Raw genomic sequence first — 16,904 nt, 5'->3', positions numbered from 1 at the left:
CTCGGCACCTGACCGCCGATCCTACGGCGACGGGCCCGCGCCGACGCTCAGGAACCGCTCCGGGGCTTCCTCCAGGGCCACTTGGGCTGGAATCGCTCGCGCCCTCCGGGGGCGTACTCGTACACCCAGCCGCGCTGCAGACCGAGCCGTTTCGAGTATCCGGCCGGGATGCGCCGGTAGGCGTGGACGGTGGCGGGGCCGCCGCCGGCGTCCGGCACCGGGACCTCGTACCACTTGGGCGGGTGGCCGGTCGGCCCGAGCAGGATGGGCAGCATCCGCCCGTCCAGGGGCCCGCCGCGGAAGGTCGTGTTCTCGCTTTTCACCGGGCCAGTCTGACCCAGGAGGCCTCAGAGCCTGTCGGGTGACCTCTGATCGGGCGGGTCACGCCCCGGCACGCACGCTTCCCGCGTCGCCGAAATGCCCTCGTAGTCCCGCTACGAGGACACTCCGGCGCCTTGGAATCGCACGCACCGGACCGTGCCCGCTTTCCGATCGAAGGCCACCCGACAGGCTCTCAGACGGGCGGCAGCAGGTGCGCCGCGTGCCCCGCGACCGGGACGATCAGGGCGGCCAGGCGTCCTGCGGGGCCGTCGGAGGTCTCCTGGGCCAGCAGCTCGGCCACCACGGTGGCGGTCTCCTCGTCCGAGGCCGCGGTGGCCGCGAGCAGGGCGATCAGGTGGTCGACCAGCCAGCCGCGCAGGGCGGCGGCCGACGGCAGCTTCTCCTCGTCCAGCCAGATCAGGGACGCGGCCTCCACGGCGGCGATCCAGGTGCGCACCATCATCCGCAGCCGGGGCCCGGCGGGTTCCTGTCCCGGCCCGGAGCCACGCCCGAGGTGGAGCAGGATCTGCTCGGCGGCGGCCCTGCGCACCCCGTCCACGATCGTCGTCGTGCGTGAGGTCTCCGCCACGCTGCCGCCGCGCAGCAACGCGCTGAAACCGGCGTCGTGCTGGTCGACGAAGCCGAGGTAGCGGTCCAGGACCCGGCTCACCCGCTCGGTCGGCGGGCCGGCGGCGGGTTCCGCGAAGCACAGCGTGAGCTGGTCGGCGGCGGACCCGAGGGCCGCCTCGTACAACTGCTGCCTGCCGCCGGGGAAGTAGCGGTAGACGAGCGGACGGGAGACCCCGGCCGCGACCGCCACCTCGTCGATCGAGACGTCGTCCGGCGCCCGGTGCGCGAAGAGCGTGAGCGCCGCGCCGAGCAGTTGGGTGCGGCGCTCCTCGACACCGAGCCGTCGGTACGCGCGGGCCGGCGGTGCTGCGGGTGCGGAGGTCATACTCCGAAGCCTAAGCGCTCCCTCCGGAAGGGGGAGCGGCCTCAGGCCAGCAGACCCGAGCTCTTCCACAGCCTGCGCCCGACGCCGTTGAGCACCCCGATGTCGTCGAAGAAGTCGGTGAGCCGCTTCGCCCCCGTCTGCATGACCTCGGCCCGGTGCCCGCTCGCCTTCACCTGGGCGACGGCCTGGTGGCGGTCCAGACCGACGTGGTCGTACACCTGAGGGTTGACGAAGCAGACGGAGAAGACGCGCGCGGCCTCCCCGCAGCTCAGCCTGGTCATGCGCCGCTCCCAGGCGGGCGCGGTCACCATCTGGCGACGCAACTCCTCGCGTGCGTACCGCACATGACGTGCCTCCTCGACGACGTGGATGCGGGTCACTCCGCGTACGAGCGACTGGACGCGCTCGTCGGGGAAGGTGAGCCGCTGCATCCAGTCCAGGATCTCCTCGCCGAGCAGGGTCGCGGCGAAGGAACCGGGGGTGGTGGAGACGGTCTTCAGTACCCGCGCCAGATTGTGGTAGCGCGTCGGCACGGGGTAGGCGGGAGCGCCGCCCCACTCGATCATGCGGGCGAACATCATCGAGTGCCGGCACTCGTCCGCTATCTCGGTGAGGGCGTATCGGACGTGCTTGCTGGTCACGGACTTGTCGTAGATGTGCCGGACGAGCAGCTGCATGAGGATGATCTCGAACCAGATGCCGAGGGAGGCCAGCGACGCCGCCTCGTGGCGGGCCAGCTCCATCCGCTGGTCCTCGGACATCTTCCGCCACAGCGGGGTGTCGTAGAGGGAGACCAGCTCCGGCGGCCAGAACCACTTGCCGTCCTCCACGGCCGAGTCCCAGTCGAGTTCGGTGTCCGGGTCGAAGGAGTGCTTGGCCGAGGCCTCCAGCAGCCGTGCGGCGACCTGTTCGCGGTCCTTGAGCGGGCCGAGCGCGTCGCGCAGGGCCTGGATGTCCTCGTCCGTCACTGTCGTCATGGCTGTGGGCCCCTCGCACATGGGTTACCGGCGGTCGATTCTCTGCTCAGGATTATGAGACTGCCTGTCAGCAAGCCAGTCAATCCCTTGTGCGCGACTTGTTGACCGCGTGTCTAGCAACGTGTGAACCTGCCAACTGACCGCAGCACCACGGAACGTACGATCCTCGCCAGGCGAAGGAGCTGTCCGTGTCGACACACGACCTCTACATCACCCCGCCCCCGTCCCCGACGTGGCAGGTTCCTGCCACGGGTGCGGCCCGTTTCAGTTGGGACTACGACGACGGCCGCGAACGCCTCCTCGCCCTCTACCAGAAGGGCAAGGACAAGCAGTGGGACGGCAACAAGCGCATCGACTGGAGTCTGGAGGTCGACCCCGCGGACCCCCTCGGGACCCCGGACGAGGCCCTCACGCTCCACGGGACGCCGCACTGGGCGAAGATGACCGAACGGGATCGCGGTGAACTTCGCAAGCACTACACCTCCTGGCAGTTCAGCCAGTTCCTGCACGGTGAGCAGGGCGCCATGGTGTGCGCGGCCCGCATCGTCGAGGCGGTCCCCGACCTGGACGCGAAGTTCTACTCCGCCACGCAGACGATGGACGAGGCGCGGCACGCGGAGATCTACGGCCGCTTCCTGCACGAGAAGATCGGAATGCTCTACCCGGTCAACGACAACCTCCAGGGACTGCTCGGCGACACCCTGCGCGACTCCCGCTGGGACATGCCCTACCTCGGCATGCAGGTGCTCATCGAAGGTCTCGCGCTGGCCGCGTTCGGCATGATCCGCGACACCACCACCCGGCCGCTCCCCAAGCAGATCCTCGCCTACGTCATGCAGGACGAGGCGCGGCACGTCGCCTTCGGCCGGATGGCGCTGCGCGACTACTACAAGCAGCTGAGCGACGCCGAACTGCGCGAGCGCGAGGAGTTCGTCATCGAGGGCTGCTACCTGATGCGCGACCGGCTCAGCGGCGTCGAGGTCCTGGAGAACTTCGGCATCGGCAAGCAGGAGGCCAAGGACCTCTCCGAGCACTCCGAATACCTGCAGCTCTTCCGCAAACTGCTCTTCAGCCGGATCGTCCCGTGCGTCAAGGACATCGGCCTCTGGGGCGAGCGGCTCCAGAAGGCCTACGTCGACATGGGCGTCTTCGAGCTGGGCGACTCGAACCTGGACCTCCTGATGGCCCAGGACGAGGAGATAGCCGAACAGCTCGACCGGGACCGCTTCGCGGTGGAGGAGCAGGAGCGGGTCGCGGAGGTCGCCGACGCCATAGCGGAGGGCCGCGCGCACGGGTGAGCGCTCCATACGCCGGGAACCCCCGGTGTGCTGACGGCGGCAGGGGCGTGGTCCGTCCTGCCGCCCGGGGCCCGGGCGAAAAGGGATGTACGCGGCGGGCCGGTGACGCGAGGATGGCGGGCATGAACTCGACCCCGGGCACAGGAGATCGCGCCGCGGCGCGCCGCAGTCTCGAAGCGCTCGCGCTCGGTGACGCCTTCGGGGAGCGCTGGTTCCCGCTCTTCCGGCCGCCACGACAGGCGTACGCGGAGGTCCGGGCGCGCCGCACCCCGCACGAGCCGGTGTGGCACTGGACCGACGACACCGCGCTGGCGCTGGCCCTCCAGCGGGTCCTGGACGAGTGCGGGCAGGTGGAGCAGGACCGCCTCGCGCTGTGCTACGCCCTGGCCTAGGAGAGTTCAGCAGGTCCGGGAGGAGCACGTGCATGCCGTGCCCGTACCCCCGGGCCCGGTCCGCGTCGAGGTGACTGGCGCACCCTGGCGCCCGGGTTGTTCGAGGGTGGCAGCCTCGGCAACGGCGCCGCCATGCGCGTCGCCCCGCTCGGGGCGTACTTCCACGCGGACCTCGGACGGGTCGCCGAGCAGGCGGAACTCTCGGCGGTCGTCACCCACGCACACCCGGAGGGGGTCGCAGGGGCGGTCGCGGTCGCCGTGGCCGCCGCGCTGTCGGTGCGGGGGGAGTTCACGTGCGCGAGGGAGTGCTCCGCGCCGCGGAGGTGCCGTTCTCCACGGAGCCCTGGAAGGCCGCCGACCTCCTGGGCAACGGGCGGCGGATCAGGGCCGACGACACGGTGCCGTTCGCGCTGTGGACCGCGGCCCGGCACCTGGGCGACCTGGAGGCGGCCCTGTGGTCGACGGCGGAGGGCTTCGGGGACGTGGACACGACCTGCGCCATCACCGGGGGTGTGGTCGGGGCGGCGACCGGGATCGAGCGGGTCCCGGCATCGTGGCGGCAGAGGCGCGAGCCGCTGGGCTGAGGGCGGCGCCGCTCCTCGCATCCGACGGCGTGCCGCCCGGCCGAGAGCCACGTCAGCGAAGCGCGGCTTCCAGGGCACACGCCATGCCCAGGAGCTCCGCGTCCGCACCCCGGGCGGTCACCAGTTGCAGGCCAGCGGGGCAGCCGTCCGGTGTGAAGCCCGCGGGGAGACTCGCCGCGGGATGGCCGCTGAGGTTGAACGCCCAGGTGAGGGCCGTGGAGTAGACGTCGCCCGGACCGTCGTGCCCATGCGGTCGGTTGGGCGTGACCGGGGTGAGCAGCAGGGGCGTACGGGCGAAGAAGGCGTCGAGGGTCCGGTCGTTGGCGGCGCGGAGACGCTTCGCGGACGCCGGGCTGCCCGCGCGCACCGCTGCCCAGGCGTCGGCGGGGTCGAGCAGTTCGCAGGTGCCCGGCACCAGGCGGACCGCCCCGGCCGCCACCAGCCGGTCCACCGCCTTCCGTGTCACCTCGGCCACGTCCGGGTCGACGTCGGCGAAGCCCAGGTCCGGGCTGTGGACGGCCGGGACCGGGAGCCGCGCGGGCCGCGGGGCGTATCCGTCGAGGACGTGGCGCAGGAACGTCTCCGCCCGTGCGGCCGAACTCGCGATCACCCCGGGGGAAGCGAGCCCCGTGCGGTCGGGGGAGAGGAGCAGGCCCGTCGTGGTCTTGAGGCCGAACACCCCGCACCAGGCCGCCGGGATCCGCACCGATCCCGCGCCGTCACCGCCCGTCGCCAGATCCACCATGCCGGCCGCGACCGCCACTGCGGCTCCCGCCGACGAACCGCCCGGAGTCCGGTCGGCACGCCAGGGATTGACCGTACGGCCATGGGCCCCCTGTCCCCATGTCCGCCACCCCGTGCCGGGGCCGGGGACGGACGTGGCACCCACCGGAACCCCGCCGGCCGCGATAAGGCGGCGGGCCGCGTACGAGCGGATGCCGGTGCGGCCCTTCACCGCGAACGGCAGCCCGGCGAGCGGGAGACGGGCGGCGGACTCCGCACGGGCGCGCGCCTCCTCGTGCCACACCTCGGAGAAGGCGCACAGCTGGGGGTCGAGCAGGTCGATCCGGGCGAGAGCCGCTTCGAGGGCCGAGGTCATGGAATCCAGTCTCAGTCCTCCAGGGCCGCCTCCATCACCGCCCGGGCGATAGGCGCGGCGTCGCCGCCGCCGCTGACATCGGCCCGGACCGCCGACGCGTCCTCCACGACCACAGCGACGGCGACCGCCGGCCGGCCGGAGTCCGGTGCCTGCGCCCAGGAGATGAACCAGGCGTAGGGGATCCCCGAGTTGCCGACGCCGTGCTGGGCGGTGCCTGTCTTGCCGCCGACCGTCACCCCGTCGATGGCCCCGTTCGTCCCCGTCCCGTTCTCCACGACGTCGACCATCATCCGCTGGAGCTGCTGGGCCGTGGCCGGGTTCATCGCACGGTGGTACGACTCGTTGCCCGGCTGCCGGACCGTGTCGCCGTCGTCGGTGGTCACCCGGTCCACCAGCCGGGGGCGCATGAGTTCGCCGCCGTTGGCCACGGCCGAGGCGACCATCGCCATCTGGAGGGGGGTCGCCGCCGTGTCGAACTGGCCGATGGAGGACAGGGCCAGCTGGTCGTCCGTCATGTCCGAGTCGAAGTTGCTGCGGGCCACCCGGGAGGGGATCTTGAGGTCGTTGTCGTTGAACCCGAACCTGCCCACCGCCTCCAGCATCCCCTCCAGCCCCACCTCGACGCCGAGGTGCGCCATCACGGTGTTGCAGGACACCCGGATCGCCTCCGCCAGGGACGCCTTCCGGCAGCCCCGTGCCTCGTCGGGCAGCACGGTGGACGTGCCGGGCAGGACGTACGGGGACGGGGTGTCCGTGTCGGCGTCCGGATCGGTGACCACCCGCGCGTCCAGCGCCGCCGCCGCAGTCACGATCTTGAAGGTGGAGCCGGGCGGATAGGTCTCCCGGATGGCGCGGTTGAGCAGCGGCTGGCCCGGCGCGCGGTTGAGCCGGGTCCAGGCGTCGGTGACGGACGACCCGGTGCCGGAGAGCACCTCGGGGTCGTACGAGGGGGAGGTGACGAGGGCCAGGATGCGGCCCGTGGCCGGGTCCAGCGCCGCGACCGCCCCGCGCCGGCCGTCCAGCCCCTCGTACGCGGCCCGCTGTGCCGAGGCGTCGATGGTGGTCACGACGTCTCCGCCCGGCTGCCGGCTTCGGGTGACGTCGCCCCACAGCGGGAGCGGGGCGAGGATCGGGTCGGTCCCGGAGAGGATGCCGTCCTCGGCGTTCTCCAGCAGCGTCGTGCCGTAGGTCTGCGAGGCGTAGCCGGTCACGGGTGCGTACAGCGGGCCGTGGCGGTAGGTGCGTTCGTACGCGAGCTGTTCCCCGGTGTCCCGGGAACCCGTGACGGATTCGTCGCCGACCAGGATGTTGCCGCGCGGCCGGTCGTAACGGTCGATGGTGGTGCGGCGGTTGGCGGAGTTGGAGTTGAGCTCGTCCGCCTCGAAGATCTGGACGCGGGCGGCGTTCGCGAGGAGGGCCACGAGCAGGAGCAGGCAGAATCCGGCGGCCCGCCGGATGTAGCGGATCACGGTTCCTCCCGCTCGGCGGCGGCATCGGGGTCGGGGGTGCGTGCCACGTCGCTGACCCGGATCAGCAGGGCCACGATGATCCAGTTGGTGACGACCGACGAACCGCCCTGGGCCAGGAACGGCATCGCCATCCCGGTCAACGGGATCAGCCCCATCACCCCGCCCGCGATGACGAAGACCTGGAGTGCCAGGATCGAGGCGAGGCCGATGGACAGCAGCCGTCCGAAGGGGTCCCGCAGAGCCAGGCCGGCCCGGAAGCCGCGGGCCACGAGCAGCGCGTACAGCAGGAAGACCGCGGTGAGGCCGGCCAGGCCGAGCTCCTCGCCCGCGGTCGCCAGGATGAAGTCGGACTTGGCCGCGAAGCCGATGAGGATGGAGTGCCCGAGCCCCAGCCCGGTGCCGAACAGCCCGCCTGCGGCGAACGCGAAGAGGGACTGGGCGAGCTGGCTCGGCCCCTGCCCGGCCTCGATCGTGGCGTACGGGTTCAGCCAGTCCTCCACGCGGCTGTGCACATGGGGTTCGAACGAGCCGACGACGAAGGCGCCTGCGGCGGCGAGCAGCAGGCCGACGGCGATCCATCCGGTACGGCCGGTGGCGACGTACAGCAGGATCACGAACAGGCCGAAGAAGAGGAGCGAGGTGCCGAGGTCCCGTTCGAGGACGAGCACGCCGACGCTGAGCAGCCAGATCGCGACGATCGGGCCCAGGACCCGGCCGGTGGGGAGCTGGAGCTTCCAGACCCTGCGGCCGGTGTACGCCAGCGCGTTGCGGTTCGCCGCAAGGTAGGCGGCGAAGAACACGGCGAGCAGGATCTTGGCGAACTCGCCGGGCTGGAAGGAGAGTCCGCCGATCCGGATCCAGATCTTCGCGCCGTTCACCGCGGGGAAGAAGATCGGGACGATCAACAGCACCAGCGCCACCGCGACCGACAGATAGGCGTAGCGCTGGAGCACCCGGTGGTCGCGCAGGACGACGACCACGGCGATGAAGAAGGCGACGCCGAGCGTCGACCAGATCAGCTGGGTCGTCGCCGCCTGGTTCCTGGGTGTCTCCAGGTCGAGACGGTAGATCAGCACCAGGCCGAGCCCGTTCAGCAGGACCGCGATGGGCAGCAGCAGCGGATCGGCGAAGGGCGCACGGAAGCGGACCGCGAGATGGGCGAGCAGGGCGAGGAGGCCGAGACCGGCGCCGTACCCGGCGACATCGGGGGGTACGGCGTCGTTCCGGGCGAGGCCGACGGCCGCGTAGCCGTAGACGGAGATGAGCACGGCCCCGATCAGGAGCGAGAGCTCCACGCCGCGCCGCTTGGGCAGGCGTAGCTCGGGCGGTCGTGCCTCCGCCGTCGTTGCGGTCATGCCCCGCAACGTAGCAAGCGCCGGGTGTTATTTCCCTTATGTCAGCTTCGTGACACCCGTCGGCGGGCGCACGGGGCCGGGCTCAGTGCTGGTACGGGTTCTGGCCGGGAGGAGGCGCGAAACCGGGCTGCTGCTGCGCCGCGCCGTACGGATTGCCGTCCTGCCCGCCGTGCGCCGCCTGGGCCAGAAGCTGGTCGGCCTGCTCCTTCGGTATCTTCCGCTCCCCGCCGCAGAAGGTGCACTGGGTCGCGTACTTCGTGGAGAAGGGGAACAGCGGGACGAAGAACAGCGTGAACTTGGTGACCCGCTTGCGCAGGGTGTGCGCGGCGGGGTTCCCGCACCAGCCGCACACCATCGTCAGGACCGCCAACTGGTAGAGGTAGCCCTTGGTACCGAAAATGATCATGATGTGGATCCCTTCCCCGTGTCTTCCCGAAGTGCCCGCCGGCAGAGCGCCAGCAGCTTCTCGTCCTCAAGAGTGTCGTGACTGCCGTAGCCGCCGTCCATCGCGTTGTGGCGGCGTACGGAGTGGAGCTCCGCACGCAGCACCCGCGTCGCGTCCGACCCTGCCCCAGCGGGCCCCATCCGCGCCAGGCATTCCGCGACCCGGACTCTGGCGTGACGGTTCCTCTCCCAGGCCGAGAGCAGCACCGGCACCACGTCACCGGTCCGGCCCGAGACCTTCCACAACGCGATCGCCGCCTCGACGCGCAGCCACAGCTCGTCGTGCTCCAGCAGGGCCCGCAGCCGCGGCGCCACCACCCCGGCGCTCCTGCCCAGGGCCCCCAGCGCGCTCGCCGCCGCCCGGGCGTCGTGCACCTGCTCGGTGCGCAGACCCTCCGCCAGCACCGGAAGCACGGCCCGGGTGTCCCCGGTGACCGCCCACAGGGCCTCGGCCGCCTCCGTCGCGGCCGCGGTGCCCGGCCGGGCGATCAGACGGCGCAGCTCGGGCACGGCGCACTCCGCATCGGGGCCGAACGAACCCAGCGCCCGCAGTGCGGCCGTGCGCAGCCACTCCCCCCGGTACTCGGGAGCCCCCCGCAGCACCCGCAGCACCTCCGGGGCGGCCTCGCCCGCCCGCAGGGCGGTCAGCCCGCCGAGCAGCGGACTCGCCCGGTCGTAGGCACCCTCGTCCAGGCCGAGCTCGCCCAGCCTGCGTCGCAGCACCCCGGCCAGCGGCGCCGCCGCCGCCCCGAGGTGACCGATCGCGAAGCCCACGTCGTGCGGGACCTCCGGCCGTTCCAGCGCCGCCGCGAGCGCGGGCAGGACCCGGGCGTCGCCGAGCCTGGCCAGCGCCTTCACCGACGAGCCGAGGCCGGGCGGCCCGCTCGCCCACTCCTTCACCCAGGACCCCGGATCCGCCGCCACCCGCGCGGCCAGGGCGTCGGCCGCCGGTGCGGCCAGGGCGAAGAGCTCCTCCAGCACGTGCGAGGCGGCGTCGGCGAGGCGCGGCTCCGGATCGGCCAGCTGCACACCCACCAGCCGCACCAGTTCGTCGTACGAACCGCGCCAGGCCCGCATCAGCCCGCCGCTCATCCGTACGGCGTCGATGCGCTGCCAGGGGTCCGGGCTGCCCAACTGGTCCGCCAGCAGCGCCGTGCGGTCCGCTACCCGGTCGTCCAGGCCGCTGTGCAGGGTCCGCAGCAGGTCGGCGGCCCACGGGGTGCTGCGGCCCGCGGACTCCTCGGCGGACAGCGCCCGCAGCTGTCCCACCAGCGTGGGCGCGGTGGTCCGGTCGCCCGCCGCGTCGTCCGCGCCCGGCGCGGGCGAGGGCGACGGCTCCGGGGCGGCGGGCCGGGAACGCAGCTCACGCAGCAGCCCCGAGACCACCCGAACGACATCGCCGGGCAGCGCGTCCGGGGCACATCTGGCCAGCTGGGCGAGGGCCGCGAGTCGCAACCCCGGCGGGTAGGCCTCGGCGGCGAGCCTGCTCAGCCAGTCCGCCGCCTGCCCCGCGAGCGGCCGGTGGCGCAGCGCGACCCGGCCGGCGGCCTCGACGAGCGCGAGCCGCACCTCGTCGTCCGTCTCCACCGGGAGCCGCTCCCGCAGCAGGGCGAGCACCCGCACCGGCCGGCCGTGCAGCGTGGCGAGGGCCAGCGGGGCCGCGAGACGCACCCCGGGGTCCTCGTCGGCGACCAGCTCGAAGAACACCGAGGAGCCGGCGGAGACGGCGGCCGCCGCCATCGCGTAGTTCGCGACTCCCTCGATCTCGTCCTCGTCCAGCTCGGCCAGGTCGTCCTCGTCGGTCTCGTCCAGGTCGATGCCGCCGATGCTCGTGAGCAGCTCGACTATGCCGCCCCGGTCGCGTATCCCCGGATGCGCGGCCAGCTCGAAGAGGAAGGGGATGCAGGCGAGGGTGCAGGCGTACACGTCGCCCTGGTGGTGCACCGCGCCGTACATCCCGTCCAGCGCGCTCTCCCGCTCCGCCGGATCGGCCGACGCGAGCCCGTGGAGGAGGCCCGGCACGTCGTCCGCCGGGCCGTAGGCATGCTCCATCGAGGCCCAGTCGACCTCGTCGATCCCCGCGAACACGCCACACCCTCCCCGTGTTTTTTCTCCGCTCCCGGAACCGAGTCCGAGAAGCAGCGTCTGGGCAGAGTGTGCACCACCGCCAGGACAGTCCACCCCTCACTTGCGGCCTTTCCCCGCCGCACCCGCCGGGGCTGTGAACAGGCTGTGTGCGTTCTGCTCCCCTCAGTCGCCGGGCAGGGGCCGGGCCTGCCCCGGATCGTTCAGCGGGCCGAGCAGATCGCCGTACCGGTCCAGCCGTGCGGGCATGTCGCCGGCCAGGAACACCAGCTCGTCCGGGTCCCCGCACGCCTCGATCTCGTCCCAGGTGACGGGCGCGGAGACGGTCGGGCGGCCCTTCGCGCGCAGGGTGTACGGGGCGGCGGTGGTCTTCGCGGCGGCGTTCTGGCTGAAGTCCACGAACACCTTCCCGGGCCGGAGCGCCCGGGTCATCCGGTACACGGCCAGCTCGGGCAGGGCGCCCCGCGCCTCGACGGCCAGGCCCTTCGCGTACGCCGTGACCTCCTCGGAGGGTGTGGGCTCCAGAGGAACGAGCAGATGCAGTCCCTTGGAGCCGGAGGTCTTCCCGTACGAGGACAGCCCGTCGGCGGCCAGCCGCTCGCGCAGCCAGAGGGCGACCGTGCGGCATTCGAGGATGCTCGCGGGCGGTCCGGGATCGAGGTCGAACACCATCAGATCGGCGCGCGCGGGGGAGTCCTGCCGCCACTGGTGGGTGTGGAACTCGACCACCAGGTTGGCCGCCCACACCAGCGAGGGCAGGTCCTCCACGAGCACCTGGCGGGCCTCCGGCTCGTCGTGGCGGGGGACTGGGGCCGTACGCACCCAGTCGGGTGTACCCGGCGGTGGATTCTTGGTGAAGAAGCGCAGCCCCTCGGGTCCGTCCGGATATCTGAGGAAGGACAGCGGGCGGCCCCGCAGGTGCGGGAGCATCGCGTCCGCCGCCGTGGCCGCGTAGTAGTGCAGCACCTCGCCCTTGGTGGTCCCGGTCGCCGGGTACAGCACCTTGTCGAGGTTGCTGAGCGCCAGGCGCCGCCCCTCCACCTCCGTGATCGGCGTCATACGATAAGAATCACACGAAATCGTACCGATGCGGTCAGTGCGGGCGTAAGGGGTGAACGGTGAGGTCCATCTGGAACGGCGCCATTTCCTTCGGACTGGTCAGCATCCCCGTCAAGCTCATGAACGCCACGGAGAACCACGCCATCTCCTTCCGGCAGATCCACCTCTCCGACGGCGGCCGCATCCGGTACCGCAAGGTGTGCGAGCTGGACGAGGAGGAGGTCCCCGCCTCCGAGACGGTCAAGGCCTTCGAGGGGGAGGACGGCACGGTGATCCCCGTGACCGACGAGGACCTCGCCTCGCTCCCGCTCCCCACCGCCAAGACCATCGAGATCGAGGGGTTCGTACCCTCGTCGGCGATCGATCCCCTCCAGCTGGACTCCGCCTACTACCTCCAGGCCAACGGGGTCCCCGCCTCCAAGCCCTACGCCCTGCTGCGCGAGGCGCTGAGGCGCAGCGGGAAGGTGGCCGTGGCGAAGTACGCGCTCCGCGGCCGGGAGCGCCTCGGCATGCTGCGGGTGACCGGTGACGTGATCGCGATGCACGGCCTGCTCTGGCCGGACGAGATCCGTGCCCCCGAGGATGTCGCGCCGGACTCCGGGGTCAAGATCCGCGACGCCGAACTCGACCTGGCCGACGCCCTGATGAACACGCTCGGGGAGGCCGACCTCGACACGCTCCACGACGACTACCGCGAGGCGGTCGAGGAGCTCGTCGCGGCGAAGGCCGCCGGTGAACCCGTCGCGGAGGAGGAGGCCGAGGAGACCGGCGGCAAGGTGATCGACCTGATGGCGGCGCTGGAGAACAGTGTGCGGGCGGCCGAGGAGTCCAAGGGGGAGCGGGAGGACGGCAAGCACGCCGACGTCCACCCGATAGAGGGCCGGACTCCCCGTCCGGGCGGGGCCGGCGGCACGGCCGGGAAGAAGGCGGCGCAGGGCGGGGGCGCACGGAAGGGGACCGCACCCGCGAAGTCCGCGGCGAAGAAGTCCGCGACGAAGAAGGCCCCGGCGAAGAAGGCGGCCACCGGACGGACGACGGCGAAGAAGGCCCCGGCCGAGAAGGCGGCCCCCAAGACGGCGCGGAAGAAGACGACGACCGGGGCCGCGGCGGAGAAGACCGCCGCGGGCACCCGGAAGCGTTCGCCGGCCTGAGCCGAGCCGTCGGGTCAGGCGCCCCCGTCAGCGGACCAGCGACGCCGGTTTCAGCGGGTCCGGGAGCGACGGCAGGTCCAGCCCGTACCTGTCCCTCTCGATGACGTACGTGCAACTCGTGTACGAGTAGCCCGGCTTGACCTTGGAACCGGATGCGTAGCTGTCCACCTCGGTCGACGCGCCCGTGTCGTGCTTGTACAGGAAGTGGTACTCGCCCGCCGGGAGCCGCAGCCTGGCCTTCGGGTACGACGTCCCGCTCGCCCGGCAGGCGCGGGCCGCTCCGGTGGCCTCGCTGCTGTACCGGTCGCAGCTTCCGCACGGCTTCAGGTTCACCGTGCCGGTGACCGGGCCGGTGTACAGCACCTCCACGCCGTTGGGGGCGTCGTTGCTGATGACGAGTTCCATGCGGGTGCCCCCGGCCCCGCCCGACGGCGGCAGCCGCTTGCCGGCCGCCGGGCGGACCTCCGCTATCTCGGCGGCGACGGCGATGTCCTCGGCGTGCCCCCGGCGTCGGTCGCCCGTGTAGGCGTCCGCGAAGTCCGTCAGGGTCTGCCGCGCCTCGCTGAACCTGCCGTCCTCGAACTCGTCGACCCCGCAGGCGTACACACCGTCGCGGACCCCCGCGGCCGCCTGCGTACTCAGGGCGGGCGAGGACGTCCCGGGAAGACCGGCGACCAGCGTGCTCGTGCGGCGCAGTCCGTCGGTGACGGCGCACGGGTCCTCGCCCTTCAGGTCCGCCACCTGCTGCCGGATCTTCCCGCTGACCGCCGGACCCACCTGTCCGGCCTGGGCGGAATCGGGGAACGTGCGCAGCAGGGCGGTCAGTTCCGTGCCGCCGGACTCCGTCCCCGAACCGTTCAGACGCGAGACACCGCACGCGTACAGGGACTCGGCCAGCGGCGCGTCGGCCCTGCCGGGGAGGTCGCCGAGCAGCTTCCGGTCCACCGTGTCGGGCAGGGTCCGCAGAAACGTCAGCGGGTCGATCGCCGCGCAGTAGTCCTTCGCGCGGTACGGGGTGGAGATCGCGGTGTAGTAGGCCTCCAGGCGCTCGGGCACCAGGGCGGCCGCCCGCGAGCCGGGGTGGTCCTCCCCCAGTTCGCGGTAGAGCGTGAGCGCGTAGCGGTAGTCGGGCCCGGAGAGGGCGAACGAGTTCTTCGCGGCCTTCGTGACCAGCTCGTCGCCCTCCCTCAGGCGGTCGAGCAACTCCTGTTCCCTCGCCTCGTCCCTCGCCGAGCCGTATGCCGACGTCGCGGCGACCGGGACGGCGAGCAGGGCCAGCCCGACCACCGCCGCCAGTGCCGGCCGGGGCCACCCTCCGAACTCCGTGCGCAGTGCGATGCGGGCCGCGTCGGCGCCCGCGAGGACGAGCAGCAGGACGTAGACGGCCACGAGGAGCGCGGGAACGCCGTCCGGATCCGCGGGCAGCGCCACCAGGAGGAACGCGGCGGTCGCCGCCCAGCTCACCGCCGCCCTGCCCCAGCGGCGCACCAGGACGTGGCCCAGCCCCAGTCCGGAGAGGCTGAGCAGTCCCGCGGCGACGGCGCGGAGCGGGGCCCCGGGGGGCGGCGGTACGGCCGTCGGGGGCCGGGACGGGGGAGGCGGCGGCTCCACGTCTCCCCGGCCGTCCCGGGCGGCGGACCACGGTCCGGGCCCGTGTTCGGGCATGTCCGACTGATCGCGCGACTCCATTACGGTCCCCCACCGTCGAATCCCGTCAGGTCCCGGGGTAGCTGCCCACTTTCGTCCCTGTTCACGCGTGCTTCCGGCCGTCCGCACAGTAAAGTGCGGATTGCCGCGACTGGCGCGTACGGCGTCCGCCGTGACACGGGGCGGCCGGAGCCGAATTCGCCGCGTACGCCCGCGAGGTGGCCGCCAACGCACGTGCGCTGGGCGAGGAACTCGCGGCGCGCGGCTTCGACCTCGTCTCCGGCGGCACGGACAACCACGTGCTGCTGGCCGACCTCACGGCCAAGGGGGTCTCCGGCAAGGTCGTGGCCAAGGCGCTCGACCGGGCGGGGATCGTCGTCAACCACCACACCGTGCCGTACGACCCCCGTAAGCCCTTCGACCCGTCCGGGATCCGCATCGGCACCCCGGCGCTCACCTCCCGCGGCATCCCCGCGTCCGAGACGGGCGCGGTCGCGCAGTGGATCGATCTTGTGGTCGAAGCCGCACGTACAGGTGACGAAGCGGCCGTTTCCAAGGTCAGGGGCGAAGTGAAGGCCATGATGGACGCCTATCCGGCGCCGGGTCTCCCCCTGGTCCGACCGGGCGGCCGGAGCCGGTCCGGGGCGTTGCGGCCCCCGGGCCGGCTCCGGAATGCCGTGCTCCCGATTCCGCGCGCCCGCTCTGCGCCCTGTCCGACGGCCGGACCGCCGTACAGGCTGGGGGAGACAGGATGCCGGAGCGGTGAACAGAGGGGGCACGATGCAGGATCTCAAGGTCACGTCATGGCAGCTCTTCGGGCACGACCGGCTCTACGTGAATCTTCCGGACGGCACCGCGATCGGCTGGGCGGATCTGGGCAACGGCACCATCACGGTGCTGCACCCGCGCTACCGCGACGCCGTGCTGGACGCACTCGCCCGTCAGGTCCCGGACATGCCGGCCCTCGTCGGCGAGGACGCACCGGCCGGCCCGCCGGCACCGCGGACCCCTCCGCAGGTCCCGCGCATCCCGCCCATGCGCGGGATGCGGAAGCGGGCGGTCGCGCCCGGCGCCGACCGGGACGGGGGCGCGGGCGGGGATACGGGCGGGGAGGCCGTGGCGGAGGCCGGCCACGCGTCCGGTCCGCCCGCGTCCGGCCCGGAGGCGGCGACGGCTCCCGGTCCGGAGGCGGCGCAACAGGACGTGCCCGCACCGGAGATGCCGCCGGACCTCTCACCCGCCGTCCCCGAGGGTCAGCAGGAGCAGGAGCAGGAGCAGGAGCAGGAGCAGGAGCAGGAGCAGGAGCAGGAGCAGGAGCAGGAGCAGGAGGCCGGGAGGCGGGCCGCGCTGCTGCCCGCCCTGACGCCCGCGAACGACCTCGCCGCCCGGCGGGCCGGTGAGGAACTCCGCGAACAGCTCGGCGAGTCAGCCGCCGGCACCCTCGTGCGGGCGGCCACCGGCGCCCTGCGGCTGCACAGGGAGGCCGACCCGCGCCGGACCGCACTGGCGGGGGAGCGGCGGGTCGGGTCCGAACTCCGGCGCCTGACCCGGCACGGCTGGCGGGTCCTGCACTCCGTGCCGCTGCCCGACGGTACCTGGATCGGGCACCTGCTCATCGGGCCGGGCGGCGTGTTCACCGTGAGTACCGAGCACCACCCAGGGGCGTCCGTACGCATCGCCGACGGGACCCTGCGGACCGGGGACGGCGAACCCCGGCCCTTCGCGCTCGACGACCGTCCCGGTGCCCGGTGCGCGAGGGCGGTGCTCCAGAGCCACTGCGCCTTCGGCGTACCCGTTCGGACCGTGCTCGTGTTCACCGGGGTCACCGAGCTCGAGGTCGTCGCCACCCCCGCCGGTGTCCGGGTCTGCCGGGAGCGCCAGCTGTCCGCCCTCGCCCCGCTGACGGGGGTGCTCACCGCCACACAGGTCGAGCGGGTCTACGACGTCGCGCGGAACAGGGAGGCCTGGCGGGACGCGTGAGCCCGCCCCGACGGCGTTCGCGTCCGCCCGTTCGGCCGTCCGTTCCGCCGCGCGATCACGAGCGCCTCTCCAGCGGTACTGCAGCCGT

At 72.7% G+C, this 16,904-nt stretch carries 13 protein-coding genes and 2 pseudogenes; 5 read left to right on the top strand and 10 right to left on the bottom strand.

Features of this window, described 5'->3' with window-relative positions:
• Positions 1-47 precede the first annotated feature (47 nt).
• From OG206_RS10845 to OG206_RS10835, 3 genes are all read right to left on the bottom strand, one after another.
• Entirely contained in the window at positions 48-323 is a 276-nt protein-coding gene (locus OG206_RS10845; protein WP_327114745.1) for a hypothetical protein, read from the bottom strand.
• A 191-nt stretch (positions 324-514) separates the two neighbouring features.
• On the bottom strand, positions 515-1,276 hold the full coding sequence (locus OG206_RS10840; protein WP_327114743.1) for a TetR/AcrR family transcriptional regulator: 762 nt from the start codon (positions 1,274-1,276) through the stop codon (positions 515-517).
• Positions 1,277-1,317: 41 nt separating this feature from the next.
• On the bottom strand, positions 1,318-2,253 hold the full coding sequence (locus tag OG206_RS10835; protein ID WP_327114741.1) for an AurF N-oxygenase family protein: 936 nt from the start codon (positions 2,251-2,253) through the stop codon (positions 1,318-1,320).
• A gap of 188 nt (positions 2,254-2,441) precedes the next feature.
• On the opposite strand from OG206_RS10835, the gene OG206_RS10830 reads away from it, so the two are divergent.
• Together OG206_RS10830 and OG206_RS10825 are read left to right on the top strand one after the other, a co-directional pair.
• Positions 2,442-3,551: a ferritin-like domain-containing protein gene (locus OG206_RS10830; RefSeq protein ID WP_327114739.1), complete on the top strand. Its 1,110-nt coding sequence runs from the start codon at positions 2,442-2,444 to the stop codon at positions 3,549-3,551.
• 122 nt (positions 3,552-3,673) lie between these two features.
• A pseudogene (locus OG206_RS10825) lies at positions 3,674-4,527 on the top strand (ADP-ribosylglycohydrolase family protein).
• A 52-nt stretch (positions 4,528-4,579) separates the two neighbouring features.
• Here OG206_RS10825 and OG206_RS10820 read toward each other — a convergent pair.
• The 6 genes from OG206_RS10820 to ligD form a co-directional block, all read right to left on the bottom strand.
• Positions 4,580-5,626 (bottom strand): amidase, encoded by a 1,047-nt coding sequence (locus OG206_RS10820; protein WP_327114738.1) that lies wholly within the window; start codon positions 5,624-5,626, stop codon positions 4,580-4,582.
• Between the two features lie 11 nt (positions 5,627-5,637).
• Complete coding sequence (locus OG206_RS10815; protein ID WP_327114736.1) at positions 5,638-7,095, bottom strand: peptidoglycan D,D-transpeptidase FtsI family protein; 1,458 nt, start codon at positions 7,093-7,095, stop codon at positions 5,638-5,640.
• Complete coding sequence (locus OG206_RS10810) at positions 7,092-8,450, bottom strand: FtsW/RodA/SpoVE family cell cycle protein (protein WP_327114733.1); 1,359 nt, start codon at positions 8,448-8,450, stop codon at positions 7,092-7,094. The genes OG206_RS10815 and OG206_RS10810 overlap by 4 nt, the downstream gene beginning before the upstream one ends.
• Before the next feature lie 82 nt (positions 8,451-8,532).
• Positions 8,533-8,856 (bottom strand): zinc-ribbon domain-containing protein, encoded by a 324-nt coding sequence (locus tag OG206_RS10805; RefSeq protein WP_327114731.1) that lies wholly within the window; start codon positions 8,854-8,856, stop codon positions 8,533-8,535.
• Positions 8,853-10,982 carry a PBS lyase gene (locus OG206_RS10800; RefSeq protein WP_327114729.1) on the bottom strand — a complete coding sequence of 710 codons (2,130 nt, stop codon included), beginning with the start codon at positions 10,980-10,982 and terminating at the stop codon, positions 8,853-8,855. Before OG206_RS10800 ends, OG206_RS10805 begins: the two co-directional genes overlap by 4 nt.
• A 162-nt stretch (positions 10,983-11,144) precedes the next feature.
• Positions 11,145-12,038, bottom strand: coding sequence for a non-homologous end-joining DNA ligase (ligD, locus tag OG206_RS10795; protein WP_327114727.1), 894 nt, complete (start codon positions 12,036-12,038; stop codon positions 11,145-11,147).
• 59 nt (positions 12,039-12,097) lie between these two features.
• On the opposite strand from ligD, the gene ku reads away from it, so the two are divergent.
• On the top strand, positions 12,098-13,189 hold the full coding sequence (ku, locus tag OG206_RS10790) for a non-homologous end joining protein Ku (protein WP_327114725.1): 1,092 nt from the start codon (positions 12,098-12,100) through the stop codon (positions 13,187-13,189).
• Positions 13,190-13,216: 27 nt separating this feature from the next.
• Here the strand turns inward: ku and OG206_RS10785 are convergent, their stop codons facing one another.
• Positions 13,217-14,878, bottom strand: a complete 1,662-nt coding sequence (locus OG206_RS10785) for a hypothetical protein (protein ID WP_327114723.1) — start codon at positions 14,876-14,878, stop codon at positions 13,217-13,219.
• A gap of 140 nt (positions 14,879-15,018) precedes the next feature.
• Between OG206_RS10785 and glyA the strand changes: the two are divergent.
• Both glyA and OG206_RS10775 read left to right on the top strand, forming a co-directional pair.
• A pseudogene (gene glyA, locus OG206_RS10780) lies at positions 15,019-15,450 on the top strand (serine hydroxymethyltransferase); the annotation flags it as partial.
• A 166-nt stretch (positions 15,451-15,616) separates the two neighbouring features.
• Entirely contained in the window at positions 15,617-16,816 is a 1,200-nt protein-coding gene (locus OG206_RS10775) for a nuclease-related domain-containing protein (protein WP_327114721.1), read from the top strand.
• Positions 16,817-16,904: the final 88 nt, after the last annotated feature.

It is taken from the genome of Streptomyces sp. NBC_01341 (assembly GCF_035946055.1).
Classification (GTDB): Bacteria; Actinomycetota; Actinomycetes; order Streptomycetales; family Streptomycetaceae; genus Streptomyces.
This window is presented reverse-complemented; position numbering and strand designations above follow the sequence as displayed.